Origin of the sequence: Streptomyces sp. ISL-10 (genome assembly GCF_018614575.1) — a bacterium.
Classification (GTDB): Bacteria; Actinomycetota; Actinomycetes; order Streptomycetales; family Streptomycetaceae; genus Streptomyces.
This window is the reverse complement of the sequence record NZ_JAGGOJ010000007.1, coordinates 346059-372200: the sequence shown is the minus strand read 5'-3', so window position 1 is coordinate 372200 and position 26142 is coordinate 346059. Positions and strand designations below refer to the sequence as shown.

Annotated in this window: 20 protein-coding genes and 1 pseudogene; 12 read left to right on the top strand and 9 right to left on the bottom strand. The window is 70.5% G+C overall.

Translation table 11 applies throughout. The features are described 5' to 3' along the window. Positions 1-18 precede the first annotated feature (18 nt). From J7E88_RS08335 to J7E88_RS08310, 6 genes are all read left to right on the top strand, one after another. A complete protein-coding gene (locus J7E88_RS08335; RefSeq protein WP_147988102.1) occupies positions 19-756 on the top strand; it encodes a response regulator transcription factor in 738 nt (245 codons plus the stop codon). After that, a complete protein-coding gene (locus J7E88_RS08330; protein ID WP_215178800.1) occupies positions 753-1856 on the top strand; it encodes a HAMP domain-containing sensor histidine kinase in 1104 nt (367 codons plus the stop codon). The genes J7E88_RS08335 and J7E88_RS08330 overlap by 4 nt, the downstream gene beginning before the upstream one ends. 279 nt (positions 1857-2135) lie before the next feature. Continuing rightward, positions 2136-5954: a multifunctional oxoglutarate decarboxylase/oxoglutarate dehydrogenase thiamine pyrophosphate-binding subunit/dihydrolipoyllysine-residue succinyltransferase subunit gene (locus J7E88_RS08325; protein ID WP_215178799.1), complete on the top strand. Its 3819-nt coding sequence runs from the start codon at positions 2136-2138 to the stop codon at positions 5952-5954. A gap of 227 nt (positions 5955-6181) precedes the next feature. Then, the gene (locus tag J7E88_RS08320; RefSeq protein ID WP_019075209.1) at positions 6182-6364 is read left to right on the top strand and encodes a DUF6104 family protein; all 183 of its coding nucleotides are present in this window, start codon (positions 6182-6184) and stop codon (positions 6362-6364) included. A gap of 513 nt (positions 6365-6877) precedes the next feature. Then, the gene (locus J7E88_RS08315; protein ID WP_215178797.1) at positions 6878-7738 is read left to right on the top strand and encodes a DUF4097 family beta strand repeat-containing protein; all 861 of its coding nucleotides are present in this window, start codon (positions 6878-6880) and stop codon (positions 7736-7738) included. Between the two features lies 1 nt (position 7739). Next, positions 7740-8777 (top strand): helix-turn-helix transcriptional regulator, encoded by a 1038-nt coding sequence (locus J7E88_RS08310; protein ID WP_215178795.1) that lies wholly within the window; start codon positions 7740-7742, stop codon positions 8775-8777. A gap of 54 nt (positions 8778-8831) precedes the next feature. On the opposite strand, the gene J7E88_RS08305 is transcribed toward J7E88_RS08310, so the two are convergent. The 4 genes and pseudogenes from J7E88_RS08305 to J7E88_RS08290 all read right to left on the bottom strand — a co-directional run bounded on the left by J7E88_RS08305 (position 8832) and on the right by J7E88_RS08290 (position 15600). After that, on the bottom strand, positions 8832-11588 hold the full coding sequence (locus tag J7E88_RS08305) for an ABC transporter substrate-binding protein (protein ID WP_251022279.1): 2757 nt from the start codon (positions 11586-11588) through the stop codon (positions 8832-8834). Between the two features lie 102 nt (positions 11589-11690). Continuing rightward, positions 11691-13131 (bottom strand): annotated as a pseudogene (locus tag J7E88_RS08300) (cellulase family glycosylhydrolase). Between the two features lie 72 nt (positions 13132-13203). Next, positions 13204-14169, bottom strand: coding sequence for a zinc-binding dehydrogenase (locus J7E88_RS08295; protein WP_215178793.1), 966 nt, complete (start codon positions 14167-14169; stop codon positions 13204-13206). 219 nt (positions 14170-14388) lie between these two features. Continuing rightward, positions 14389-15600, bottom strand: coding sequence for an NADP-dependent malic enzyme (locus J7E88_RS08290; RefSeq protein WP_215178791.1), 1212 nt, complete (start codon positions 15598-15600; stop codon positions 14389-14391). A gap of 523 nt (positions 15601-16123) precedes the next feature. Here J7E88_RS08290 and J7E88_RS08285 point away from each other — a divergent pair. Genes J7E88_RS08285 through J7E88_RS08275 form a run of 3 tightly spaced genes read left to right on the top strand, consistent with a single transcriptional unit; the run spans position 16124 to position 18854 of the window. Then, a complete protein-coding gene (locus J7E88_RS08285) occupies positions 16124-17092 on the top strand; it encodes an ABC transporter substrate-binding protein (protein ID WP_215178790.1) in 969 nt (322 codons plus the stop codon). A gap of 41 nt (positions 17093-17133) precedes the next feature. Further along, positions 17134-18096 carry an amino acid ABC transporter permease gene (locus J7E88_RS08280; protein WP_215178788.1) on the top strand — a complete coding sequence of 321 codons (963 nt, stop codon included), beginning with the start codon at positions 17134-17136 and terminating at the stop codon, positions 18094-18096. Between the two features lie 5 nt (positions 18097-18101). Further along, positions 18102-18854 carry an amino acid ABC transporter ATP-binding protein gene (locus J7E88_RS08275; protein WP_215178999.1) on the top strand — a complete coding sequence of 251 codons (753 nt, stop codon included), beginning with the start codon at positions 18102-18104 and terminating at the stop codon, positions 18852-18854. Positions 18855-18918: 64 nt separating this feature from the next. Here J7E88_RS08275 and J7E88_RS08270 read toward each other — a convergent pair whose 3' ends face one another. Further along, on the bottom strand, positions 18919-19692 hold the full coding sequence (locus tag J7E88_RS08270; RefSeq protein ID WP_215178786.1) for a trans-aconitate 2-methyltransferase: 774 nt from the start codon (positions 19690-19692) through the stop codon (positions 18919-18921). Positions 19693-19771: 79 nt separating this feature from the next. Here J7E88_RS08270 and J7E88_RS08265 point away from each other — a divergent pair, with 79 nt between their 5' ends. Beyond that, positions 19772-20386 carry an ABATE domain-containing protein gene (locus J7E88_RS08265; protein ID WP_215178784.1) on the top strand — a complete coding sequence of 205 codons (615 nt, stop codon included), beginning with the start codon at positions 19772-19774 and terminating at the stop codon, positions 20384-20386. On the opposite strand, the gene sodX is transcribed toward J7E88_RS08265, so the two are convergent. Further along, complete coding sequence (sodX, locus tag J7E88_RS08260) at positions 20305-20730, bottom strand: nickel-type superoxide dismutase maturation protease (protein ID WP_215178998.1); 426 nt, start codon at positions 20728-20730, stop codon at positions 20305-20307. The genes J7E88_RS08265 and sodX overlap by 82 nt on opposite strands. Before the next feature lie 148 nt (positions 20731-20878). On the opposite strand from sodX, the gene sodN reads away from it, so the two are divergent. Next, positions 20879-21274, top strand: a complete 396-nt coding sequence (sodN, locus tag J7E88_RS08255; protein ID WP_089511141.1) for a superoxide dismutase, Ni — start codon at positions 20879-20881, stop codon at positions 21272-21274. A 140-nt stretch (positions 21275-21414) separates the two neighbouring features. Next, entirely contained in the window at positions 21415-22863 is a 1449-nt protein-coding gene (gene argG / locus J7E88_RS08250; RefSeq protein WP_215178782.1) for an argininosuccinate synthase, read from the top strand. A gap of 369 nt (positions 22864-23232) precedes the next feature. Here argG and J7E88_RS08245 read toward each other — a convergent pair whose 3' ends face one another. From J7E88_RS08245 to J7E88_RS08235, 3 genes are all read right to left on the bottom strand, one after another. Further along, on the bottom strand, positions 23233-23673 hold the full coding sequence (locus J7E88_RS08245; RefSeq protein ID WP_215178780.1) for a DUF6304 family protein: 441 nt from the start codon (positions 23671-23673) through the stop codon (positions 23233-23235). A gap of 355 nt (positions 23674-24028) precedes the next feature. Next, entirely contained in the window at positions 24029-24634 is a 606-nt protein-coding gene (locus J7E88_RS08240; protein WP_215178778.1) for a dihydrofolate reductase family protein, read from the bottom strand. 244 nt (positions 24635-24878) lie between these two features. After that, positions 24879-25910, bottom strand: a complete 1032-nt coding sequence (locus J7E88_RS08235; protein ID WP_215178997.1) for a family 2 encapsulin nanocompartment cargo protein polyprenyl transferase — start codon at positions 25908-25910, stop codon at positions 24879-24881. Between the last annotated feature and the right edge of the window lie 232 nt (positions 25911-26142).

The following is a 26142-nucleotide window of genomic DNA, read 5'->3' as shown; positions in this document are numbered from 1 at the left end:
AGGTACAGGGGCGGGGCGATGGAGCAGACACACACCACGCACAACGGGGTCGCGGCCACCCCCGGGGCCCAGCGCCGGGTGCTGGTCGTCGAGGACGACGCCACGATCGTGGACGCCATCGCCGCCCGGCTGCGGGCCGAGGGCTTCCTGGTCCAGACGGCCCTCGACGGCCCCGCGGCCGTGGACGCCGCCGAGGCGTGGCAGCCCGATCTGATGGTCCTGGACGTGATGCTGCCGGGCTTCGACGGCCTGGAGGTCTGCCGGCGGGTTCAGGCACAGCGTCCGGTGCCGGTGCTGATGCTCACCGCCCGTGACGACGAGACGGACATGCTGGTCGGTCTCGGCGTCGGCGCGGACGACTACATGACGAAGCCTTTCTCGATGCGCGAGCTGGCCGCCCGGGTGCACGTGCTGCTGCGTCGCGTGGAGCGCGCGGCGCTCGCCGCGGTCACGCCGCGCAGCGGCATCCTCCGCCTGGGCGAGCTGGAGATCGACCACGCGCAGCGCCGGGTGCGGGTACGGGCCGAGGACGTGCATCTCACCCCCACCGAGTTCGATCTGCTGGTGTGCCTGGCGAACACCCCGCGTGCGGTGCTCTCGCGTGAGCAGCTGCTGGCCGAGGTGTGGGACTGGGCGGACGCATCCGGCACCCGCACCGTCGACAGCCACATCAAGGCGCTGCGCCGGAAGATCGGCGCCGAGCGGATCCGCACGGTCCATGGCGTCGGGTACGCGCTGGAGACGCCGGCGCCATGACCCCGCGCCCCCGCGGCCGAATGCGCGGGCGGCTGGGTGCCGCCTCCATCGCGATCTCGATCAAGACCAAGCTCAGCACGCTCGTCGTCGTCTCGGTCTTCATCACGACCGGTCTGCTGCTGATGGCCTTCCACAGCAAGACCGAGATCCGCTTCATCACCGTCTTCACGATCATCGCCACCCTGCTGATCACACAGTTCGTGGCGCACGGCCTGACCGCGCCGCTGGACGAGATGAACACGGTCGCCAAGGGGATATCGCACGGGGACTACACACGCCGGGTGCGCGGCGCCGACCGCCGCGACGAGCTGGGCGACCTGGCCTCCACGATCAACCGCATGGCCGACGACCTGGAGGCGGTGGACCGGCACCGCAAGGAGCTGGTCGCCAATGTCTCGCACGAGCTGCGCACCCCGATCGCGGCGCTGCGCGCCGTGCTGGAGAACGTGGTCGACGGGGTCTCCGCCGCCGATCCCGAGACGATGCGCACGGCGCTGAAGCAGACCGAGCGCCTCAGCCGGCTCGTGGAGACGCTGCTGGACCTGTCCCGGCTCGACAACGGTGTGCTGCCGCTCAAGGCCCGCCGCTTCGAGGTGTGGCCCTATCTGTCCGGTGTGCTGAAGGAGGCGAATCTCGCATCGTCCCAGCGGGGCCTCGCCTCCGGCTCCGGCCACCACACCCGTACCGACGTCCACCTGCACCTGGACGTCTCTCCGCCGGAGCTGACCGCGCACGCGGACGCCGAGCGGCTGCACCAGGTGGTGGCGAACCTCATCGACAACGCGGTGAAGCACTCGCCGCCGCACGGCCGCGTGACGGTACGGGCCAGGCGCGGCCAGGGCCGGGAGTCGCTGGACCTGGAAGTGGTCGACGAGGGGCCCGGCATCCCGGAGCAGGAGCGTCACCGGGTCTTCGAGCGGTTCAACCGGGGCCAGGTCGCCTCACCGCACGGTCCGGGCAGCGACGGCGGTACGGGGCTGGGGCTGGCGATCGCACGCTGGGCGGTGGATCTGCACGGCGGCCACATCGGAGTGGCCGAATCCGCCCGGGGCTGCCGGATCCGCGTCACTCTGCCGGGGATCCCGTCACCGAGAGGTTGACGTAGGGTTCGAACCGGAGGGGCTTGTTCTGCGTGTATGCGGGCAGGGCTTGTTCCGGAGGAGCGAAAGACTGCAGGCCACAGGGCTGCAGCCGCGATGAGGCCTATCCTCACAGAAGCGGAACTTCGCCTGTTTCCCGCCATTCACAACCCCGAAACCCGCCTTTCGGTGTGACTTGCACGACGATGACCCGCCCGGCCTGCACCTCCCGGCCAGGGAGGCGTAGCCTTTATTTCCGCTGTCCATCACCTTGTGAAGCGGAAGAGGGCGGTTCTCGCCGTGTCGTCTCAGTCCCCCAGTAACTCGAGCATCTCGACCGACCAAGGCAAGCAGGGCCAAAACCCTGCCGCCGCGTTCGGAGCCAATGAGTGGCTCGTCGACGAGATCTACCAGCAGTACCTCCAGGACCCGAATTCGGTCGATCGCGCCTGGTGGGACTTCTTCGCCGACTACAAGCCGGGCGCTGCCGGCGCGGCGGACAAGGACAAGTCGGCGGCAGCCGCCGCGGCCCCCACCACGACCCCGAGCGCGCCGGCCGCGCAGGAGGCGGCACCCGCACAGGCCGCCTCCGCCGCCCCGGCGAAGCCCGCTGCCCAGCCCGCCGCTCCCGCGCAGGCCGCCCCGGCCCCGGCCGCTCCGGCCCAGCCCGCGGCCCCGGCGCCGAAGGCCGCCCCGGCGAAGCCCGCCGCAGCCGCCAAGCCCGCCGCCGCGCCGGAGACCGAGGCCCCCGCCGGGCCCGAGCTCCTCACGCTGCGCGGCCCGGCCGCCGCGGTCGCGAAGAACATGAACGCCTCGCTGGAGGTGCCCACGGCCACGTCCGTGCGCGCCGTCCCGGTGAAGCTGCTGTTCGACAACCGCATCGTCATCAACAACCACCTCAAGCGGGCCCGGGGCGGGAAGATCTCCTTCACCCACCTCATCGGCTACGCGATGGTGCAGGCCATCAAGGCCATGCCGTCGATGAACTGGAGCTACGCGGAGAAGGACGGCAAGCCGACCCTGGTCAAGCCGGACCACGTCAACTTCGGTCTGGCCATCGACCTGGTGAAGCCCAACGGCGACCGCCAGCTGGTCGTCGCGGGCATCAAGAAGGCCGAGACGCTGAACTTCTTCGAGTTCTGGCAGGCCTACGAGGACATCGTCCGCCGCGCCCGCAACAACAAGCTGACGATGGACGACTTCACCGGCGTCACCGTCTCGCTGACCAACCCCGGCGGCCTCGGCACCGTTCACTCCGTGCCGCGTCTGATGCCCGGGCAGTCGGTCATCATGGGCGTCGGCTCCATGGACTACCCGGCCGAGTTCCAGGGCACGTCGCAGGACACCCTGAACAAGCTGGGCATCTCCAAGGTGATGACCCTCACGAGCACGTACGACCACCGCGTCATCCAGGGTGCCGCGTCGGGCGAGTTCCTGCGGATCGTCGCCAACTTCCTCCTCGGCGAGGAGGGCTTCTACGACGAGATCTTCGAGTCGCTGCGCATCCCCTACGAGCCGGTCCGCTGGCTCAAGGACATCGACGCCTCCCACGACGACGACGTCACCAAGGCCGCGCGCGTCTTCGAGCTGATCCACTCCTACCGGGTCCGCGGCCATGTCATGGCCGACACCGACCCGCTGGAGTACCGCCAGCGCAAGCACCCCGACCTGGACATCACCGAGCACGGCCTCACCCTGTGGGACCTGGAGCGCGAGTTCGCCGTCGGCGGCTTCGCCGGCAAGTCGATGATGAAGCTGCGCGACATCCTGGGCGTGCTGCGCGAGTCGTACTGCCGCACCACCGGCATCGAGTTCATGCACATCCAGGACCCGAAGCAGCGCAAGTGGCTGCAGGACCGGGTGGAGCGCCCGCACCACAAGCCGGAGCGCGAGGAGCAGCTGCGCATCCTGCGCCGGCTGAACGCTGCGGAGGCCTTCGAGACCTTCCTCCAGACCAAGTACGTCGGTCAGAAGCGGTTCTCCCTGGAGGGCGGCGAGTCCGTCATCCCGCTGCTCGACGCGGTCATCGACTCGGCCGCCGAGTCGCGCCTGGACGAGGTCGTCATCGGCATGGCCCACCGCGGCCGCCTGAACGTGCTGGCGAACATCGTCGGCAAGTCGTACGCGCAGATCTTCCGCGAGTTCGAGGGCAACCTCGACCCGAAGTCGATGCACGGCTCCGGCGACGTGAAGTACCACCTGGGCGCCGAGGGCACGTTCACCGGCCTCGACGGCGAGCAGATCAAGGTCTCGCTGGTCGCCAACCCCTCCCACCTGGAGGCCGTCGACCCGGTCCTCGAGGGTGTCTCCCGCGCCAAGCAGGACGTCATCAACAAGGGCGGCACGGACTTCACCGTCCTGCCGGTCGCCCTGCACGGTGACGCGGCCTTCGCCGGCCAGGGTGTCGTCGCCGAGACCCTGAACATGTCGCAGCTGCGCGGTTACCGCACCGGCGGCACGGTCCACATCGTCATCAACAACCAGGTCGGCTTCACCGCCGCCCCGGAGTCGTCGCGTTCGTCGATGTACGCGACCGACGTGGCCCGCATGATCGAGGCGCCGATCTTCCACGTGAACGGCGACGACCCGGAGGCCGTGGTCCGCGTCGCGCGGCTCGCCTTCGAGTTCCGCCAGGCGTTCAACAAGGACGTCGTGATCGACCTCATCTGCTACCGCCGCCGCGGTCACAACGAGGGCGACAACCCGCAGTTCACCAACCCGCAGATGTACAACCTGATCGACAAGAAGCGCTCGGTGCGCAAGCTGTACACCGAGTCGCTGATCGGTCGCGGCGACATCACGCTGGAAGAGGCCGAACAGGCGCTCCAGGACTTCCAGGGCCAGCTGGAGAAGGTGTTCGCGGAGGTCCGCGAGGCCACCAGCCACCCGGTGCCGGAGCATGTCCCTGCCGTGCAGGCCGAGTTCCCGGTCGCGGTGAACACGGCGGTCTCCCAGGAGGTCGTCAAGCGGATCGCCGAGTCCCAGGTCAACATCCCCGACCACATCACGGTGCACCCGCGCCTGATGCCGCAGATGCAGCGCCGCGCGGCCTCCGTCGAGGACGGCACGATCGACTGGGGCATGGGCGAGACGCTGGCCATCGGCTCGCTGCTGATGGAGGGCGTCCCGGTCCGGCTGTCCGGCCAGGACACCCGCCGCGGTACGTTCGGCCAGCGCCACGCGGTGCTGGTGGACCAGCGGACCGGCGAGGACTACACCCCGCTGCTCTACCTGACCGAGGACCAGGCCCGTTACAACGTCTACGACTCGCTGCTCAGCGAGTACGCGGCGATGGGCTTCGAGTACGGCTACTCGCTGGCCCGCCCGGAATCGCTGGTCATGTGGGAGGCGCAGTTCGGTGACTTCGTCAACGGCGCGCAGACCGTCGTCGACGAGTTCATCTCCTCGGCCGAGCAGAAGTGGGGCCAGCACTCCGGCGTCACGCTGCTGCTGCCGCACGGCTACGAGGGCCAGGGCCCGGACCACAGCTCCGCGCGCCCCGAGCGCTTCCTGCAGATGTGCGCGCAGGACAACATGACGGTCGCGATGCCGACCCTGCCGTCGAACTACTTCCACCTGCTGCGCTGGCAGGTCCACAACCCGCACCACAAGCCGCTGATCGTCTTCACCCCGAAGTCGATGCTGCGTCTGAAGGCGGCGGCGTCGAAGGCGGAGGAGTTCACCACCGGCGGCTTCCGCCCGGTGATCGGCGACGAGTCGGTCGACCCGGCGGCCGTCCGCAAGGTCGTCTTCTGCGCCGGCAAGGTCTACTACGACCTCGACGCCGAGCGCAGGAAGCGCGGTGTCACGGACACGGCGATCATCCGGCTGGAGCGCCTGTACCCGCTGCCGGGTGCGGAGCTCCAGGCCGAGATCGCGAAGTTCCCGAACGCCGAGAAGTACCTGTGGACGCAGGAGGAGCCGGCGAACCAGGGTGCCTGGCCGTTCATCGCGCTCAACCTGATCGACCACCTGGACCTGGCGGTCGGCGCGGACGTCCCGCACGGCGAGCGCCTGCGCCGCATCTCGCGGCCGCACTCCTCGTCCCCGGCCGTGGGCTCGAAGAAGCGCCACGAGCAGGAGCAGGAGCAGCTGGTCAACGAGGTGTTCGACGCCTGACCGGCTCCCGCACGACGAGGCGGCCCGCCACCGATGCGATCGGTGGCGGGCCGCCTCGCTCGGTATCGGCCGTGGGTCAGCCGGGCTCGGTCTCGAAGACCCGGGAGGTCGCTGGGACGGGGACGCCGCACCCCCGCCTGTCCGGCAGCAGGGCGACGGCGGTCGGCGGTCGGCATCTGCTCCTATCCTGGTAGAGCACATTTCACAGATCCCATCGGAGTGCTCCCTTGTATTTCACCGACCGCGGCATCGAGGAACTGGAGAAGCGGCGCGGCGAGGAAGAGGTCACGTTCGAGTGGCTGGCCGAGCAGCTGCGCACGTTCGTGGACCTCAACCCGGACTTCGAGGTCCCGGTCGAACGCCTCGCGACGTGGCTGGCCCGCCTGGACGACGAGGACGACGACGAGTAACCGGCGCTGCCGCCCGGACATGCCGCTGACGCGGGGACCCCGGGGCGTCCGGATATGGCGCGCCCCGAGGGCGTACCCGGATAAGACGACGCCGATGCCGGGGCCGTCCGGCCCGGCTCTGGCGGTGGCGGTGGCGGTGGCGGCCCGGGGGCACCGCAGATGCCGAACCGCGCCTCCGATGCGCCGCTGACTCCGGGCGCATAGGGCCGCGTGCGCGGCCCACGCCGCCCACCGCTACCCGGCCTCGTCGCCCCCGGCCCCGCTGAAACCGCGCCGTCGGGCCACCCCGCCCACACCGCGACCGTGGCGCCCCGCGCCACGAGAGGGCGGGCACGACCGCGGTTCGCCCCACTCCCCGACACCGGCCCTGTAGGCCCCATTCCCGAGCCCCGGGGCAGCAGCGCCCCCACCGCCGACGCCGCCTCGGCCCTTGACAACCGAAAACCGCGATATATCGTGTCCATCAGGAGACGCGATATGTTGCGTCGCGGCCGGCCCTTGGAGGTCACCACCATGGCAGAAACGACATGGGAAGTCGCCGAGTCCCGGAAGCTCACCTTCGACGACCCGGTCACGACGCTCAGCGTCCGCATCGTCAACGGAACGGTCAACATCGTCGGGACCGACGAAGGTTCCACACGCCTCGAGGTGTCCGAGGTCGAGGGCCCCCCGCTCCTCGTCACCAGGAACGGCTCCACCCTCACCGTCGCCTACCAGGACCTGCCCTGGAAGGGCTTCCTCAAGTGGCTCGACCGCAAGGGCTGGCACCGCAGCGCGGTCGTCTCCCTCGCCGTGCCCGCCGAGGCCGCCGTCGAGGTCGGCGTCGTCGGGGCGAACGCCGTCGTCTCCGGCATCCAGGGCCCCGCCGTCGTCCGGGGGGTCACGGGGGACACCATCCTCGTCGGGCTCTCCGGCGCCGTCCGCGCCGACACCGTCTCCGGCAATCTTGAGGCCCAGTCGCTCAGCGGCGACCTGCGCTACAACTCCGTCTCCGGCGACCTCACCGTCATCGCCGGCTCGGGCCGCTCCGTGCGGGCGGACTCCGTCAGCGGGGACATGGTCATCGACGTCGACGCCGCCGGCGGACCGACCGACATCACGCTGACCACCGTCTCGGGCGAGGTCGCCATCCGGCTGCCCCACCCCGCCGACGCCCGGGTCGAGGCCAACACCGCGAGCGGCGCCGTGTCCAACGCCTTCCACGACCTGCGCGTCAACGGCCAGTGGGGCGCCAGGCAGATCACCGGGACCCTCGGCGCGGGCACCGGCAGGCTCAAGGCCACCACCGTCTCCGGCTCGATCGCGCTGCTGCGCAGACCACCGGCCGAGGAGGACGAGGCGTACGCCGACGCCCCGACCGGGAAGGTTCTCTGACATGCCGCCTGTATTCGCCCATGGCCGCCTGCGGCTCTACCTGTTGAAGCTGCTGGACGAGGCTCCGCGCCACGGCTACGAGGTCATCCGCCTCCTGGAGGAGCGCTTCCACGGCCTGTACGCGCCGAGCGCGGGCACCGTCTACCCGCGGCTGGCCAAACTGGAGGCCGAGGGCCTGGTCACGCACGCCACCGAGGGCGGTCGCAAGGTGTACTCGATCACCGACGCCGGCCGTGCCGAACTCGCCGGGCGCAGCGGTGAACTGGCCGATCTGGAACTGGAGATCCGCGAGTCCGTCTCCGAACTCGCCGCGGAGATCCGCGACGACGTGCGCGGTGCCGCGGGCAAGCTGCGCAGCGAGATGCGTGCCGCTGCGAGCGAGACCCGCAGGCAGTCGTCCGGCGCCAGGGGCGCGCAGGGCGCCAAGGTTCCCGGCGACTTCAAGGACTTCGGCGATTTCGGCGACTTCACGGACAAGGAGTCCTGGCGGGCGGCGAAGGAGGAGCTGCGCCGCGCCAAGCAGGAGTGGAAGGAGCAGGCTCAGCGCGCGAAGGACGAGTCGCGCCGGGCGCGCGAGGACGCCAAGCAGGCGCGCCGGCAGGCGCAGGAGGCGCAAGAGACCGCCCGCGCCGAGATGCAGCGCATCGCCAAGCAGGTGCAGGACCAGGTCCAGGACCACTTCGCGCGCAGCGACTGGCCCACCGGGGTGCGCGAGGGCCTTTCGGAGCTGGCGGGCCGGCTCGGCGGTCTGGCGCGGGGCACGGCCTGGCCGCCGTATGTGCAGCCGGACCCGGCCGACGCCGACCCCGACTGGGCGAAAGACACGGTGGACGCCGGGGATTCGGCCGATCCGGCGCGCGATCTGGAAAGGCTGCTGGACCGCTTCCGGGACGACGTACGGGACGCGGCACGCGACCACGGCGTGACGCGGGAGCAGCTCGGCGAGGCCCGCCGGCATCTGTCGACCGCGGCCGCGCACATCGGCGCGCTGCTGCGTGCCCCCAAGGAGCACGAGGAGCGCAAGGACCACAAGGCGTAGAACGGTCCGGGGCAGGGGGCCGGGACCCCGATCCGGCCCCGGACCCCCGCACGGTCACGGGCAGGTGTGCTCCTGCGGCCCCCAGACCCGGCGCACGTCGTCGCGCGCGATCATCCCGCACAGCAGCACCGTCTGCGCTCCCGGCGGGCCGCCGCGCTCGACCGCTATCAACTTGTTCTCGGTGACCCGGCCGCCGCCCGCCGCCCCGTGCGCGTCGATCCGTCCGGTGGCGCCGTCGAACCCTCCGCCGCCGAGCCCCTGGTAGAGCACGGCCTGCAGCAGCCTGCGGTCGAGGCGCTCGTCGTGGCCGCCGGTGCCCCGCCACGCCTGGTCGACGCCCTCCGCGAGATAGCGCATCGCGTCCCAGGCGAGCGCCACATGGGCGTCCTGCCGCATCGCGCCCGTCCGGGTGCCGTGGTCCTTCTCGTACGTGCGGTCGTACGCCGCGAGGAAGGCCGCCGCCTCGCCGCTGACCTCGGCGAGCGCCGGGGCGCGGCCGTGCGAGACGTAGTACAGGCTCAGTCCCGAGAAGACCTCCCAGGGCCGCCGCTCCTCCGTCAGGGCGTTGGTGACGTCGTCACCGCCGAGCACGCTCACCTCGGGACAGTCCCGGGCGTCACGGGTCAACTCGCCCAGGAACAGCTGGAAGTGGCTCCCCCGACCCGCCCAGACCACCGCCGTGCGCGGCTCCTCGGCCACCGCCCGGCACACCTCGCGCGCCAGGTCCTCCACCGCCGAGACCGGGGTGCCGGCCGGGGACCCGGGCAGCGGTGAGGGCTCGGGTGCGTCCGTCGGCGTGTACAGCAGCGACTCGGTCCGCTTCTCGCCGTACGCCGCCCGGAAGGCCGTCGCGAGGCTCGCGCTGTACGCGTCGGAAGGATCGGCGATGAGCCGCACGCGCACTGCGGGCTTGTCGTCCACCATGGGTGCGTGCTCGGCGAACGCCGCCATCACCTGCCCGGCGCGGGTGTCGGTCGGCGCGGTCTGGTAGTAGTGCCCGCCCTGGCGCAGCAGTTCGTCGGCCGTGCCCGAGGTGCCGACCATCGGCAGGCCGGCCTCGTCGAAGATGCGCATCGCCTCGTAAGTACGGCGCCGGCTCTGTCCGAAGCCGATCACTCCGACGATCGTGTGGTCCTTCCCGGCCAGTTCGACGATCCGGTGGGCCACAGCCGGGGCGTCCTTGAAGCGGTCGCCGGCGTTCGCGGCGAGGACGCGCAGCGGGACCCGCTCTCCGGAGCGCAGGGCCTGTCCGTTCGCATACGCCTGGGCGAGGGCCAGGCCGCGCAGTTCGGCGAGGGTGCCGCCGCGGACCGCGTCCTCGGCGTCCTTGCCGCCGCTGAGCGGGCCGAAGTAGACGACGGTGCGGGCGTCCGGTCGCGGGTCGTCGTCGTCCCGGCCCGAAAGCTCCTTCTCCACTTCCTTGTTCTGCCGCTCGATGCGCTGCAGCACATCCCGTACGGCGCGCTCGCTGTCGCCCGTGCCGAACGACGCCGCTCCTTCCGCGACGCCGACACACTGCCCGTCGGTGCCGAGGAAGGTGGAGCCGAGGCACGGGTCGGGGCCGACCCGGGTGAACGGCACGCCCGCCACGAGCGCCGCGGTGACCGCGATGGCGAGCACGCCCACGGTGGCCGACATGGCCACTTCGGCGCCGGGCCCCCAGTGTGTCGCGGGCGGAGCGAGCGTGGGCCAGCGGCCCAGCCAGTACGTCGCGGCCTGGTCGTCGGCGGGTCCGTCGGAGACCGGCACGACCATTCCGGACGGCCGCCCCGGCGGAGTGCCCCGCTGGGCGATGTTGGCCAGGTCGGCTCCGGCGGCGGACAGGCCCGGGACCTCGATGTCGGGGATCCGGCTGGCCAGCGTGCGCACACCGGCCGCCACCGCGACGACGGAGGTGCAGCGCAGGTCCTCCATGGCGGAGCGCAGTTCCCGCAGGAAGCGCTGGACACGCGACTCGGCCGGACCCGCCTCCTCCACCAGCAGCACGAAGCGGCTGACGCGCCGGCGCCGCCAGGGGTTGAACAGCCGTTTGCGGGCGGCGGCCTCCAGGTCGGCGAGCAAGGCGTGCACCAGGATCCGGTCGAGCTGCTCGGGATCGCCGTCCGGCCCGCCGCCGACCAGGTCGAGGGCCGACCGGAAGAAGTCGGAGGGCGGCGTGCCCTGTTGTTGGCGCACCCACTCCGCGTACCAGCGGCGGCCTCCGGAGCGGCTCCTGCCCAGCATCCGGCGGCCGGCCCGTCTGCCGTACAGGGCGCGCGGCAGCCGCTGGAAGAGCGGTCCTGCGATGAAGTTCCACAGCAGTTCGAGCAGGGTGCCGCCGTTGGCCTGGTCCCGGCCGCCCAGCCACCACAGCCCTCGGGCGAGCGCCGACACCTGCCGGTGCTCGGCGTAGCAGTGGTCGCGCAGCTCCCCGGGGCGGCGCTCCATCAGGCCGCCGACGGCGGGCGCGGTGACGACGGCGCGCAGCAGCCGGTAGGACGGCAGGCCCAGCCGTCCCGTGCCCGGCGGCATGGTCGCGTCCAGCTGGAAGGTGATCTGCTCGAACAGTTCCAGTGGCGGCGCGGCCGGGTCCGCGGTGGACTCGTCCAGGCAGGCGTGCGGGGCCAGCCTGCCCTCGCGCCCCCGCAGCCGGGAGCGCAGGCCGGTGACGATCCGGCGCCCCGCCCGCCCGTCGCCCGGCTCGCTCAGCAGCACCACCGGCACGCGGCTGCGGCTGCGGCGCGGCTCCACCACGAGTTTGTCGAAGGCGTCCACGAACCGTTCGACGCCCGGATAGGCCGGAATCCGACTCTGCTGATCCCCCGTTGCCATGATCTCCTCCCCCTTCACGTGCGATCACGTGAGTGTCAAGGCTCGTGCCCCGCACCACTGTTGCGCAACCGCCGCCCGGCGCACGCACGTGGTGCGGGGAGTTCATCGTGGTGTGCGCGCGGTGACCCGGACGGTGACCTGTGCGCCGGGCCGCGCGTACACGCGTGCGGTCGTCGCGCGGTCCGCGGGCAGCAACGGCGTGGCGGTCCGGGCGGGTCCGGTCACGTCGATGCGCCAGCCGCCCGGCCGGGGCGGCACGGAGATCTCGGTGGGGCCGCCGTGGGCCCGGTACGCCAGCAGGTAGGTCGCACTGTCCGGTTCGAAGGTCTCCGCGCTGATCCCGCCGGCGACGGCGGGGGCGTACGGGGCGGCGGTCTGCTCCTTGTTCGTACGGAAGCACCCTTCGTCGTCGACGGCGCAGTACCCGCCGCCGTAGCACCAGACGTAGCCCGCCCAGCCGGAGCCGTAGCGGTTCAGGGACGCCAGTGCGTCGCGGTAGAAACGGCCCATGTGCGGAAGGGAGTTGTTGAGCGGCCCCCACTCCCCCACCACCACCGGGACCCGGTACTGCCGCGGGTAGACGGTGACGGCCGACTCGTACGCCTCGATCCAGCCCTGAGAGGGGTCGTAGTCGGCGCCTGCCTCCATCGCGGTGTTGTAGAAGTGGGGGGGCGTAGACGGCCTTCGGGTCCTCGATCCGGCCCAGGCCGGTGGGGACGCCCTCCCCGACGATCGGGGTCGGTTCGAAGAAGATCCAGTTGTCGTCGTCGGCGGAACGGACCGCGTCCGCCAGGCGGTTGTACATCGGGGTGAGCTGCTCGCGCTCGATGCGCCGGGCCGCCGCCGGCAGGTCCTCGCCCGGCGCGATCTCGCCCATGGGCTCGTTGATCAGGTCGTAACCGATCACGGCCGGATGGTCCTCGAAGCGTCCGGCCAGCACCCGCCACATGTCCGCCTGTGCGCGCCGCAGGTCCGGGTCCTCGTAGAGGTGGGTGAACGCGCGCTGCACGGCGGGCTCGAAATACTCGGCGAACCAGTCGTCGGGGTGCGGGGTGAACGGCAGCCCGTCGGTCCTCGTGGCCCACCGAGGGATGCCGCGGTGCCCGAAGGCGGGCCCGAAGACGTCCTGGTGGGCGTCGATCAGGACCTGGATCCGGTGCTTGTGCGCCCAGCCCAGGACGCGTTCGATCTTGCGGAGGTATGCCTCGCTGTAGTGGCCCCGCTCGGGCTCCAGGTCGTCCCAGAAGACCAGCAGCCTGGCGAAGCCGAAGCCCTGGGCGCGCAGATCGCGGAAGTGGCGCTCGGTGATCGCGGACAGGGCGTCCTCGCCGCGATGGGTCTTGTCCTCGACGTTCCAGCCGCGCAGGGTGAGGACACGGCCCCGGTCGTCCGTGAGCCGGGGTATGTCCGGGGCTGCGTCCCGGTCGTCCGTGAGCCGGGGTATGTCCGGGGCTGCGTCCCGGTCGTCGGCGCTCCGCGCATGGGCGGCTGACGTGGACAGGACGGCGACGCAGACGAGGGCGGCGAGCAGACGCTGGCGCATGGGACCTCCGGCACGGTCGGTCGGCAGTGCCGGAGATCCCATCAGCAGAACTGACGGTCCATCAAGGGGGCGTCAGCGAGGTGTCAGGACGATCTTCCCGAACAGGTCGCCGGAAGCCAGCTTCTCGAAGCCCTCCCTGGCCCGGTCCAGCGGCAGCACCTGGTCGATCACCGGCCGGACGCCGGTCGCCGCGCAGAACGACAGCAGGTCCTCAAGCTCGTCCTTGGAGCCCATCGTCGAGCCCACGACCTTCAGTTCCAGGAAGAAGATCCGGGTCAGCTCGGCGTGCGAGGGCCGGTCGCCGCTCGTCGCACCGGAGATCACCAGCGTGCCGCCGGGCCGGAGCGACTTGACCGAGTGGGACCAGGTGGCGGCGCCGACGGTCTCGATGACGGCGTCCACGCGCCGGGGCAGCCGCGCGCCGGGCTCGTACGCCTCCTCGGCGCCGAGGTCGACCGCCCGCTTGCGCTTGGCCTCGTCCCGGCTTGTGGCGTACACCCGCAGGCCGGCCGCCTTGCCGAGCACGATCGCGGCGGTGGCGACGCCGCCGCCCGCGCCCTGCACGAGGACGGAGTCGCCCGGGCGGACACCCGCGTTGGTGAACAGCATCCGGTACGCCGTCAGCCAGGCGGTCGGCAGGCAGGCGGCCTGCTCGAAGGTGAGCTCCTTCGGCTTCGGCAGCACGTTCCAGGAGGGGACGGTGACCTGCTCGGCGAAGGTGCCCTGGTAGCGCTCGGTGAGGATGGAGCGGGGCTCGTCGGGTCCGACGCCATGACCGCTCTGGCCGATGACGGAGTGGAGGACCACCTCGTTCCCGTCCTCGTCGACGCCGGCGGCGTCGCAGCCGAGGATCATCGGCAGCTTGTCCTCGCCGAGGCCGACCCCGCGCAGCGACCACAGGTCGTGGTGGTTGAGGGAGGCGGCCCTGACGTTCACGGTCGTCCAGCCGGGACGGGCCTCGGGGGCGGGTCGCTCGCCCAGTTCGAGTCCGTTCAGCGGCTGGTCGCGGTCGATGCGGGCGGCGTAGGCGGCGAACATGACCTTGAGACTAGGACGGCCGAGTGCGTGGCGGAACCGGGCACCGGTGTGACGCGCGTCCCGATCCGCCGCGCCTCGGCTGTCCCAGAACAACCGTACGGCCCCATGAATCCGGTGAATCCGGTGAATCCGGAATCCGGTGAACCGGAACAGGCCGTGCCGCACCCCCGCACGGAGTACGACACGGCCCGCTTCCACCGCGCAGGACGCAAAGGCGCGTCAGCGCCGGGCCACGCCCTCGGCCCGCGCCGCCGCCGCGACGGCCGCGGTGACCGCGGGGGCGACCCGCTCGTCGAACGGGGACGGGATCACGTAGTCGGCCGACAGCGCGTCACCGACGACGTCGGCCAGCGCGTTCGCCGCCGCGATCTTCATGCCTTCGGTGATACGGGAGGCCCGCACCTGGAGCGCGCCCGCGAAGATGCCCGGGAAGGCGAGGACGTTGTTGATCTGGTTCGGGTAGTCCGAACGGCCCGTCGCCACGACCGCCGCGTACTTGTGCGCGACGTCGGGGTGGACCTCGGGGTTGGGGTTGGCCATGGCGAAGACGAACGCGCCCGGTGCCATCGACGCGACCGCTTCCTCGGGCACCGTGCCGCCGGAGACGCCGATGAAGACGTCCGCACCGGCGAGCGCGGTCTCGAGGGAGCCCGACAGGCCCGCGCGGTTGGTGATCTCGGCGAGCTCGCGCTTGACCGGGGTCAGGTCCTCGCGGTCACGGCTGACGATGCCCTTGCGGTCGGCGACCGCCACGTCACCGAGACCGGCCTCCAGCAGGAACTTCGCGATGGCCACACCGGCCGCGCCCGCGCCGGAGATGACACCGCGCAGGTCACCGAGACCGCGTCCGGTCAGCTTGGCCGCGTTGCGCAGGGCCGCGAGGGTGACCACGGCGGTGCCGTGCTGGTCGTCGTGGAAGACGGGGATGTCGAGGCGCTCCTGGAGCTTGCGCTCGATCTCGAAGCACCGCGGCGCGGAGATGTCCTCGAGGTTCACTCCGCCGAAGGACGGCGCGAGGCGCACGACGGTCTCGACGATCTCGTCCGCGTCCGTGGTGGCGAGCGCGATCGGAACCGCGTCCACCCCGCCGAACTGCTTGAAGAGGATCGCTTTGCCCTCCATGACCGGGAGGGATGCCTCCGGGCCGATGTCGCCGAGGCCGAGCACCGCGGTCCCGTCCGTCACGACGGCGACGACCTGTGACTTCCAGGTGTAGTCGTAGACGAGCTCGGGCTGCTCGGCGATAGCCGTGCACACCTTGGCGACACCAGGTGTGTACGCGAGGGACAGGTCGTCCTTGTTCCGCACGGGCACGGTGGCCTGGACGGCCATCTTGCCGCCGCGGTGCAGCGCGAAGGCCGGATCGAAGGGCTCGTCGGCACTCTCCGTGTTGGCCTTGTCGCTGCGAGGATTGACGATCTCCGCTGCCATTGGTAGACCCCTTAAGTCTTCATCAGTTGAGGGTGGCCACTCCTGGTTGAGGAGGGGTGGGCGGGCACCGCGTCCGTCCCCTGCACCAGGCGGTTGGCCCGCCCCGGCAGGGAGTGGTACGTACGCGCGGGCGCGCCGCACAACGCGCCCTGAGCCCCGGATGAGGGGTGTAAGGATCCTTCTTACCCGAGAGAGCGCACCTCGGACGAGTCGGTATCGGCACGGTGACGCGCTTCATACCCGTAAATCGGGACAACTCGGCCAGGTGACGTGAACCCGTCTAGATCGCGAGACGACGGGAGATTTTCCGGTCGGAAGAAGGCAATCCAGCGAAAGGTGCGGCCATGATGGACCGGCTCGCGGGGGTTCGGGGGTGACCCGTTATCCGATTTTGACATGCGCGTCCCCCTGAATGAGCCAGTCCGAATGGCAAGATGCCGAAAACACACCGGCTGGCGACACTCGAAGATGAGTGCACGGCTGCACGTAACGCCCCTCTTACTCATGCCGGAGGACCCCGATCATGACCGCAAGCTTCACCCGTCGTACGACTGCCGCCAGGTCCCGGATCGCCGCGCCGGTCTGTGCGATCGCGGTCGCCGGCTCGCTGATGCTCACCGCCTGTGGTGACCAGACGAACTCCGGATCCGACACCGCGCAGACCGAGGGCACGAAGTCCACGAGCGCCCCGCTGTTCGACAAGCTGCCGAAGAAGTACCAGGACTCCGGTGTCATCAAGGTCGGCACCGACGCCGCGTATGCCCCGATGGAGTACGAGGAGGGCGGCAAGATCGTCGGTATCGACCCCGACATCGCCGCCGCCATGGGCAAGGAGCTCGGCGTCAAGTTCGAGTTCACGAGCGGCACCTTCGATGGCCTGATCTCGTCGCTCAACACGGGTCGCCAGGACATCGTCATGTCCGCCATGAGCGACACGAAGGCCCGCCAGGAGGGCCTTGACGACAAGGGCAAGAAGACCGGCGAGGGCGTCGACTTCGTCGACTACTTCAACTCCGGCGTCTCCCTGCTGGTGAAGAAGGGCAACCCGGAGAACATCCAGTCGCTCGACGACCTGTGCGGCAAGAAGGTGGCCGTCCAGCGCGGCACGACCTACCACGACACCTTCAAGGCGCAGGCCACCAAGTGTGAGAAGGCCGGCAAGGGCAAGCTCACCATCGAGGCGTTCGACACCGACGCCGAGGCCCAGACGCGCGTGAAGTCCGGCGGCGCCGTCGCCGACCTCAACGACTACCCCGTCTCCGCGCACATCGCGAAGACCGCGGGCGGCGGCAACGACTTCGAGGTCGCGGGCGGCCAGACCGAGGCCGGTCCGTTCGGCATCGCCGTCGACAAGGACAACACCCAGCTCCGCGACGCGCTCAAGGACGCCCTGAACGCGATCATCAAGAACGGCGAGTACACGAAGGTCCTGGAGAAGTGGGACGTCAAGAACAGCGCCGTGACCGAGGCCACGATCAACGCCGGCAAGTAAGCGGCGTCCTCGCCTCAAGCGTTCACTGAAGGGCAGTCACTGTGACTGACAAGTTCCACAAAACACCCGCCGATGAGCCACCAGTGGACTCGGCGGTCGACAAGGGGGCCTACACGCCCCCTGAGCAGATCAAGGCCATCCCCGTCCGGCACTGGGGACGCTGGGTCAGCGGCGTCGTCGTCGTGGCCCTGCTGGGCACACTGGCCTACTCGTTCTCCCAGGGCGATGTCACCTGGGGGACGGTCGGCGACCTCATCTTCGACGACCGGATCGTCGCCGGCATGGGCAGCACGCTGCTGATCAGCGTCCTGTCGATGCTGATCGGTCTGATTCTGGGCGTCGTCTTCGCGGTCATGCGGCTGTCGAAGAACCCGGTGACCGGTGCGGTGGCCTGGCTGTACATCTGGTTCTTCCGCGGCACGCCCGTGTATGTGCAGCTCCTGCTGTGGTTCAACCTCGCGCTGATCTTCCCCGTCCTCAACCTTGGGTTCTACAAGGACGAGATGGTCGACGTGATGACCCCGTTCATGGTCGCGCTGCTCGGCCTGGGTCTGAACGAGGGCGCGTACATGGCCGAGATCGTCCGGGCCGGTATCCAGTCCGTCGACGAGGGCCAGAGCGAGGCGTCGCACGCGCTCGGCATGTCCAGCGGCAAGACCATGCGCCGTGTCGTTCTTCCGCAGGCGATGCGCGTGATCGTGCCGCCGACCGGCAACGAGTTCATCAACCTGCTGAAGACCTCCTCGCTGGTCTCCGCGGTGCAGTACACCGAGCTGCTGCGCGCATCGCAGAACATCGGCTCCACATCGTTCGCGATCATGGAGACCCTGCTGGTGGCGTCCGTCTGGTACCTGGCGCTGACCAGCGTGTTCAGCGTCGGCCAGTACTACGTCGAGCGCTACTACGCGCGCGGTTCGCTGCGGCAGCTGCCGCCCACTCCGTGGCAGCGGGTCAAGAAGAACCTGTTGCCCGTCATCGGTAACAGGGGAGGTGTCCAGGCATGACCGCGATGGTGAAGGCCGAAGGCGTCCACAAGTCCTACGGCGCCGCCCACATCCTGCGCGGCATCGACCTCGAAGTCGCCCCGCGCGAGGTGTTCTGCCTGGTCGGCCCGTCCGGCTCCGGAAAGTCCACCTTCCTGCGCTGCATCAACCACCTGGAGAAGATCAACGCCGGCCGGCTCTCGGTCGACGGCCAGCTGGTCGGTTACCGGCAGAAGGGCGACAAGCTCTACGAGCTGAAGGACCGCGAGGTCGCGGCCCAGCGCCGGGACATCGGCATGGTCTTCCAGCGCTTCAACCTCTTCCCGCACATGACCGCCCTGGCCAACGTCATGGAGGCCCCGATCCAGGTGAAGGGCGAGGCCAGGGCTGTCGCCCGCGCCCGGGCCGAGCGGCTGCTCGACCGGGTCGGCCTCGCCGACAAGGCCGGGAACTACCCCTCCCAGCTCTCCGGCGGCCAGCAGCAGCGCGTCGCCATCGCCCGTGCGCTGGCGATGGAGCCGAAGCTGATGCTCTTCGACGAGCCGACCTCAGCCCTCGACCCGGAGCTGGTGGGTGACGTCCTCGACGTCATGCGCGGCCTGGCCGAGGACGGCATGACGATGATCGTCGTGACGCACGAGATGGGCTTCGCGCGCGAGGTCGGCGACTCGCTGGTCTTCATGGACGGCGGCGTGGTGGTCGAGTCCGGCCACCCGCGCGACGTCCTGGGCAACCCCCAGCACGAGCGCACCAAGGCGTTCCTGTCCAAGGTTCTCTAGGCCGGTACGACAGAAGGGGCGGTACGGACTTTCGTCCGTACCGCCCCTTCTGCATGCCCGCCGGCTACTTCAGCGCCAGCACCAGCGCGTCGCTAGGCGACGCCCACACCGCCCGGGCCTCCTCGAAACCCGCCTCGCGCAGGGTGCGCGCGTGCCAGTCCGGAGACGGTATGTCGCCGTCGGCGTGCTCGCCGTAGATGCGGAAGCGCTCGGCCGTCGGCTCGGCGAGGACCGGGTCCTGCGCGGCGAGGGCCCACCAGTCGGCCCAGTCGACCGCCCCGACGGCGCGGGCGCGGTCCATGCCGGCGTGGCGGTGGGCGCGCTCCGCCGCGTTGATACGGGGCGTGGACTCGTCCTTCATGCGGTCGGCGTTCATGAACACGCCGCCGTCCCGGACCAGCCCGGCGAGCCGGCCGTAGAGCGCGGTGAGCGGCTCGCTGTGCAGCCAGTGCAGGGCGGTCGCGGTGAGCACCGCGTCGTACGAGGTGTGCGGCAGGGCGGCCGTCCAGTCCGGGGCCTTGAGGTCGGCGGTGACGAAGGTGACGCGCTCGTCCCCGGCGAAGTACCCGCGGGCGATCGTCAGCAGGGCGGGGTCGAGGTCGACACCCGTACTGGTCGCCTTCGGGAACCGCTTGAGCAGCCGGTCCGTGATACTTCCCGTACCGCAGGCGAGGTCCAGCACCCTCGGCTCGGTGCCGACCGTGGCCTCGACCATGTCCAGCATCACCCGGAACCGCTCCTCGCGGTCCGGCAGGTACCACTCCTGCTGCCGGTCCCAGCTGTCCTGCCAGGCCCGCCAGTCGGTACCGGTATCCGTACCCGTCCTCGTCTCCACCACGAAACCCCCTCGTCCGTAATACCCTCGAAGCAAAAGCAGCTGTTACGCCGACACTAGACCGTCGCGGTAAGGACTACAAGTGGAACTGGCCTATTACTCGGACTACGCCGTACGCCTGGTCAACACCGAGGAGCCGGGCCGCAACAGGGACTCGCTCACCTCCGTCGAAGCAGTCCGCGAACTGTTCGGCCCCGCGCCACAGGCCGGACGCCGCGCCACGGACTCGGACGTCACCCGCTTCCGGTCCGTCCGCAGCCGGCTGCGCGCGGTCTTCACCGCCGCGGACGCGGGCGAGGAGACCCAGGCGGTGGATCTGCTCAACTCGCTGCTGCTGGAGTTCCCGGTGAGCCCGCAGATCTCCGGACACGACCACCGCGACGAGGACGGCCGCCCCAAGTGGCACATGCACCTCGCCGACCATCCGTCGAACGCGACTGCGGGATACGCGGCCATCGCCGCGATGGGCCTCGCCTTCCACCTGACCGAGTACGGCGTCGACCGCCTCGGCCTGTGCCAGGCCGCGCCCTGCCGCAACGCCTACCTCGACACCTCGACCAACCGCTCGCGCCGCTACTGCTCCGACCGCTGCGCCACCCGCGCCAACGTGGCCGCCTACCGGGCCCGCAAGCGCCTGGAGACCGAGCGGTCGGCCGGCACGAGCCGCACAGCGGAGACGACCCAGGACGCCACGTAGAACGGGGTGCGGCGGCGCCCCGGCAGCATGGGTCGGTAGCGGGCGCGCACGCGCGCGAGCACCAGTTCGTCCGGCACGGCGCCGAACGCGCGGCTGTCCACGACCTCGTCGTTCGGATTGTCCCCCAGCACCCACCAGCCGCCGTCGCGCCGCTCGATCAGCCGCTTCACGATGAGCAGGTCCTGCTGCAGTGGATGACGCAGCACGGCGACATGCCCCGGCCGCACCTCCGCGCCGTTGTGCACGAGCAGTTGGTCACCGTGCCGCAGCGTCGGATACATCGAACGGCCGGTCACCTCGGCGATGCCGAACGGCGCCCTCGCCTGACTCGCCTGCTCACTCATCGGCCCCTCCGGCTCCACCGTATGTTCCGCCACCGGTCCCATGGTGACCCCGGACTTTTGCCCTAAGCCCCTGGGGGCACTCGCGAAAACCCGTCTGCCACGGAGTAATCTCCCACCTGAGAAGACGATCACGAGGAAGGACAGCTCAATGCTCTCCCGCCTGTTTGCCCCCAAGGTGAAGGTCAGCGCTCACTGCGACCTGCCTTGCGGTGTCTACGACCCGGCCCAGGCCCGCATCGAGGCGGAGTCGGTCAAGGCCGTCCAGGAGAAGTACCAGGCCAACGAGGACCCGCACTTCCGCGCCCGCGCCACGGTCATCAAGGAGCAGCGCGCGGAGCTCGCCAAGCACCACGTCTCGGTGCTGTGGAGCGACTACTTCAAGCCCCCGCACTTCGAGAAGTACCCGGAGCTGCACCAGCTCGTGAATGACGCCCTGAAGGCCCTGTCGGCCGCGAAGGCGTCGACGGACCCGGCGACGGGCCAGAAGGCTCTGGACTACATCGCCCAGATCGACAAGATTTTCTGGGAGACCAAGAAGGCCTGATTCTAGGCCGTCTGACCTGCGGTTTTCCTTGATCGCCCGGTCGTCCTGTCCGCACCCGGTCCGTCCATGACGGACCGGGTGCGGTTTTTCCTGCCCGGCGCGGCATTGCATGGTCATGCGATTAGTTGCATACTCTTGCTATGTCCAAGGTCCTCACCTCCCTCCCCACCGGCGAGCGCGTCGGCATTGCCTTCTCCGGCGGGCTCGACACCTCGGTCGCCGTCGCCTGGATGCGCGACAAGGGCGCCGTCCCGTGCACGTACACCGCCGACATCGGTCAGTACGACGAGCCGGACATCGCGTCCGTGCCCGGCCGTGCCTCGGCGTACGGCGCCGAGATCACCCGGCTCGTCGACTGCCGTGCCGCGCTGGTGGAGGAAGGGCTGGCAGCGCTCGCCTGCGGCGCGTTCCACATCAAGTCGGGCGGGCGCCCGTACTTCAACACCACGCCGCTGGGGCGCGCCGTGACCGGCACGCTGTTGGTGCGGGCGATGCTCGAGGACGGGGTGCAGATCTGGGGTGACGGCTCCACCTTCAAGGGCAATGACATCGAGCGGTTCTACCGGTACGGCCTGCTGGCCAACCCGCACCTGCGGATCTACAAGCCCTGGCTGGACGCGGACTTCGTCACGGAGCTCGGCGGCCGCAAGGAGATGTCGGAGTGGCTGCTCGCGCACGGGCTGCCGTACCGGGACTCGACGGAGAAGGCGTACTCCACGGACGCCAACATCTGGGGCGCCACGCACGAGGCCAAGATCCTGGAGCACCTCGACACCGGGATCGAGACGGTCGAGCCGATCATGGGCGTGCGGTTCTGGGACCCGTCGGTGGAAATCGCCACGGAGGACGTGACGGTCGGCTTCGACCAGGGCCGCCCGGTCACCATCAACGGCAAGGAGTTCGCCACCCCGGTCGACCTCGTCATGGAGGCCAACGCGATCGGCGGCAGGCACGGTCTGGGCATGTCCGACCAGATCGAGAACCGGATCATCGAGGCCAAGAGCCGCGGCATCTACGAGGCACCCGGCATGGCGCTGCTGCACATCGTCTACGAGCGCCTGGTCAACGCCATCCACAACGAGGACACCGTGGCCGCGTACCACAACGAGGGCCGGCGGCTCGGCCGGCTGCTCTACGAGGGCCGCTGGCTGGACCCGCAGGCGCTGATGGTGCGCGAGTCGCTGCAGCGCTGGGTCGGCGCGGCGATCACCGGTGAGGTGACCCTGCGGCTGCGGCGCGGCGAGGACTACTCGGTCCTCGACACCCGGGGCCCGGCGCTCAGCTACCACCCGGACAAGCTCTCCATGGAGCGGACCGAGGACTCGGCGTTCGGCCCGGTGGACCGGATCGGCCAGCTCACCATGCGCAACCTGGACATCGCGGACTCCCGTGCACGGCTCGAGCAGTACGCGGGCCTGGGCATGGTCGGCACCGATCACCCGACGCTGATCGGCGCCGCACAGGCGGCCTCGACCGGTCTGATCGGCGCCATGGACGAGGGCGGCGCCCAGGTGATCGCCTCGCGCGGCGAGGGCACGGCCGAGGAGACGATGCTGGACCGCGCCGCGATGGAGTCCGGCACGGACTGAGACCGGTCATCGGTCGTACGCACCTGGGCAGCGGGCCCCGGCGGATTCCCTTCCGCCGGGGCCCGCTGTCTCGTAAGCCCGGGACTCAACTCGCCATGAGCGTCAACGGTTTCGTTCGATGCTCTGGCAGCCGGTGCGCACGCGCGAGAACAGCGGCGCGCCACGGAAGCCCTCGATCCGGCGCAGTTGCGCGGTCAGCGACGGCCGGCTCGCCCGAGCCACCAGGCGGCCTTGTGCAGGCTGCCGATGTCGGCCATGGCGCACAACACACGCACGTGCCTCACCTCGAACTCCATGCCGTCGGACGTAGGGCGGCTCAACTGCCGCACCGCACACCGTTCTCGGGGCGGCGCCGTGAACGGAAGTGGGTCACGCCTGGGCCGGCTCGCGGTCCCCGAGTTCCGCGCCGGGCGGCAACTGGCCCCGGATACGGGCGAGTGCGTCGTCGAAATCGCCGTCCGCCACGCCCGCCTCATACGCGGCTCCGCCGCAGTGCAGCGTCAGATTGAGCTCCGCTCGGTCCGGCCCGGCACCGTCCTGCGCGAGCTCGCCCAGTGTCAGCAGGCAGCCGAGCGTCGCCTGCTGCACCTCGCCGTCCACCTGGACAGGCAGCGGCATGTCCCATTCCAGTACGCAGGAGGCCAGCACCCCGCCCCCCTCCGCCCACAGGGCGGCGAAAGTGACGCCCTCGTACTCAACACCTCTGATGCGCGTACGCACTTGGCCGTCGGCCGCGGTTATCGTGACCGCTTCCGCGCCGGCCCGGTCGCGGTACCAGCCCGCCCAGACCTCAGTCGACTCCGATGACATGCGCGGACTGTAGCGGTAGGCCCGTCCCCGACGCGCAGGAGGTGCCGCTTAGACGCCCGCCGGCCTGCGCGGCGGGCGTCGGCTCACTTCTTGCTGACCTCTTCGCCGGATGTGTCGCCGCCCTCGTCGACACTCAGGGGACAGTCGGGGTTGCGGCACGGCCCCGGTTCCCAGACGGGGACGAACGCCCCGAGTGTCTTGTGCCGTTTGACGACCGTGCCGACAGGCTTGCCGCAGGCGGGACAGACAGGTTCTCCCTGCGTGCGGCGCGGGACTCGTTGCGACCCATGTCCTTCACTGTCCATATGGCCAGAATATGCCGCTACGGGCGCCTCGGACAGCGGGACGGCCACCGTCAGTCCTGCCCCGTGTGCTCCACTTCGGGCTTCCTGGCGTACTTCCTGACGACCGCACCGTTGTCGAAGGAGCGCAGGGATTCCAGTGCGAAGTCGGCGAGCCGGAACGGGGCGGAGAACATCGGCATGCCCGCACCCAGCACGACCGGGTACGTCTTGATGACGAGTTCGTCGACCTCGCCGATCAGCTGGCCGGCGAGATGCGCACCGCCACAGAGGTAGATGCCGAGGCCGTCCTCCTTCTTCAGGTCCCGGACCGCCGCCGCGATGTCGCCGGAGACGATGCGCACGTTCGGATCCGGCGACTGCGTGATGCTGTTCGACGCCACGTACTCGCGCAGATGCGCGTACGGGCTGGTGACGCCGATCCGCAGGGCCAGGTCGTAGCTGGCGCGACCCTGGATGATCGTGTCGTACTCGCGGTTGGGCTCATCGTCGATGCCGAAGGCCCGGCGGGCCGCGGTCGGCAGGGTGTCCGGCGCCTCGTTCTTCAGGTACTCGACGAAGTCGGCGGTCAGATGGCGGGTGAAGAAGTCCGCCTCACCGTCCGGGGCTCCGATGAAGCCGTCGATCGACGCGGCGACGAAGTAGCTGAGCTTGCGCAAACCTGATCCTTTGGTCGGGGGTGAAGCCGGCGGCGGCCCGGCACATGCGCCAGGACTTACCACTCCAGCCATAGTGCTGCGTCTGTAGTGGTCACTGCAAGGCTGTTTCACGACGGGATTCGGAGGCAATAGTTCCGGTCGTCAGGGGCTCGGCACGCTGCGAGCGGTACGCGCCCCGGCCCCGGCACACTGAGGGCCGCACGCCCACGGCCCCGGCGCGCCGTATGCGGTACGACCGCCCACCTCAGCGAACGCGCCGCGTGACGAACTCCGCCAACGCCAGCAGATCCCCTGCCGCGGCCAGGTCCGGCACGGCACGCGACAACTCCCCCACCGCCCGCGACATCCGGTCGGCCGCCTGCATCTGCGCCCAGTCCCGGCCACCGGCCCGGTCGACCGCGTCGGCGGCGCGGGCCACCGCCGCGGCGTTCATCGGCTGCCGGTACAGCTCGGCCAGCTCGGCGCCGGCCGGCGTGCCCGATGCCAGGGCGGCCACGACCGGCAGGGACTTCTTGTGCGCCGCGAGATCGGCCCCGGCCGGCTTCCCCGTACTCTCCGGATCTCCCCAGATCCCGATCAGATCGTCGATGAGCTGGAAGGCGAGACCGGCCTGGCGCCCGAACGCGTCCAGGGCGGCGACCTCCTCCTCCCCCGCCCGCGCGTACAGCGCGCCCATCGCGCACGCGCAGCCCAGCAGCGCACCGGTCTTGGCCGTCGCCATGCCGAGGCACTCCTCCAGCGTCACCTCCCCCGGTGCGCGCTCCTCGAAGGAGCAGTCGGCCTGCTGGCCCGCGCACAGCTCGATGACACAGGCCGCGAGCCGTCCCGACGCGGCGACCGCGCACGGGTCCCGGTCCTCGGCCAGCAGCCGCAGCGCGAGGGCGAGCAAGGCGTCCCCGACGACGATGGCGTCCGCGGCGCCGAACACCCGCCAGGCAGTGGGACGGTGCCTGCGGGTGACGTCCTCGTCGATGACGTCGTCGTGCAGCAGTGTGAAGTTGTGTGCCAGCTCCACGGCCGCCGCGGCCCGCACGGCCCGGCGCGGGTCACCGCCCAGCGCCCGGCAGGCGGCGAGCACCAGCGCGGGCCTGACGGCCTTGCCGCCCGCCCCGGCGGCCGGGCTGCCGTCGGCCTGCTCCCAGCCGAAGTGGTACCTCGCCACCCGGCGCACGGCACCCGGCAGAGTGTCGATGGCGGAACGGAGCTCGGGCTGGACCGCGTCGCGGGTGCGCTCCAGCAGGGCGACGGCCTCACGGCCCTCGACGGTGTCCGGCATGGTCAACGGGCGGTCCTTTCCTCGGGGGCTGTCGGCCGTGCGGGCCGGGGCGCGTCAGGGGGTGTCCGGCTGATCAGGCTGCACAGGCCCAGGGCCGGACAGGGCCGCGGCGTCCGATGCATGGGGCCTCCCAGGCCCGCCGGAGCGAGGGAGGGCCTCCCCAGGCCCGCCCCGGGGCCGAGAGAGAGTGCCTCCCCAGGACCCGCAGGGGCCGAGAGGAAGCATCGCAAGG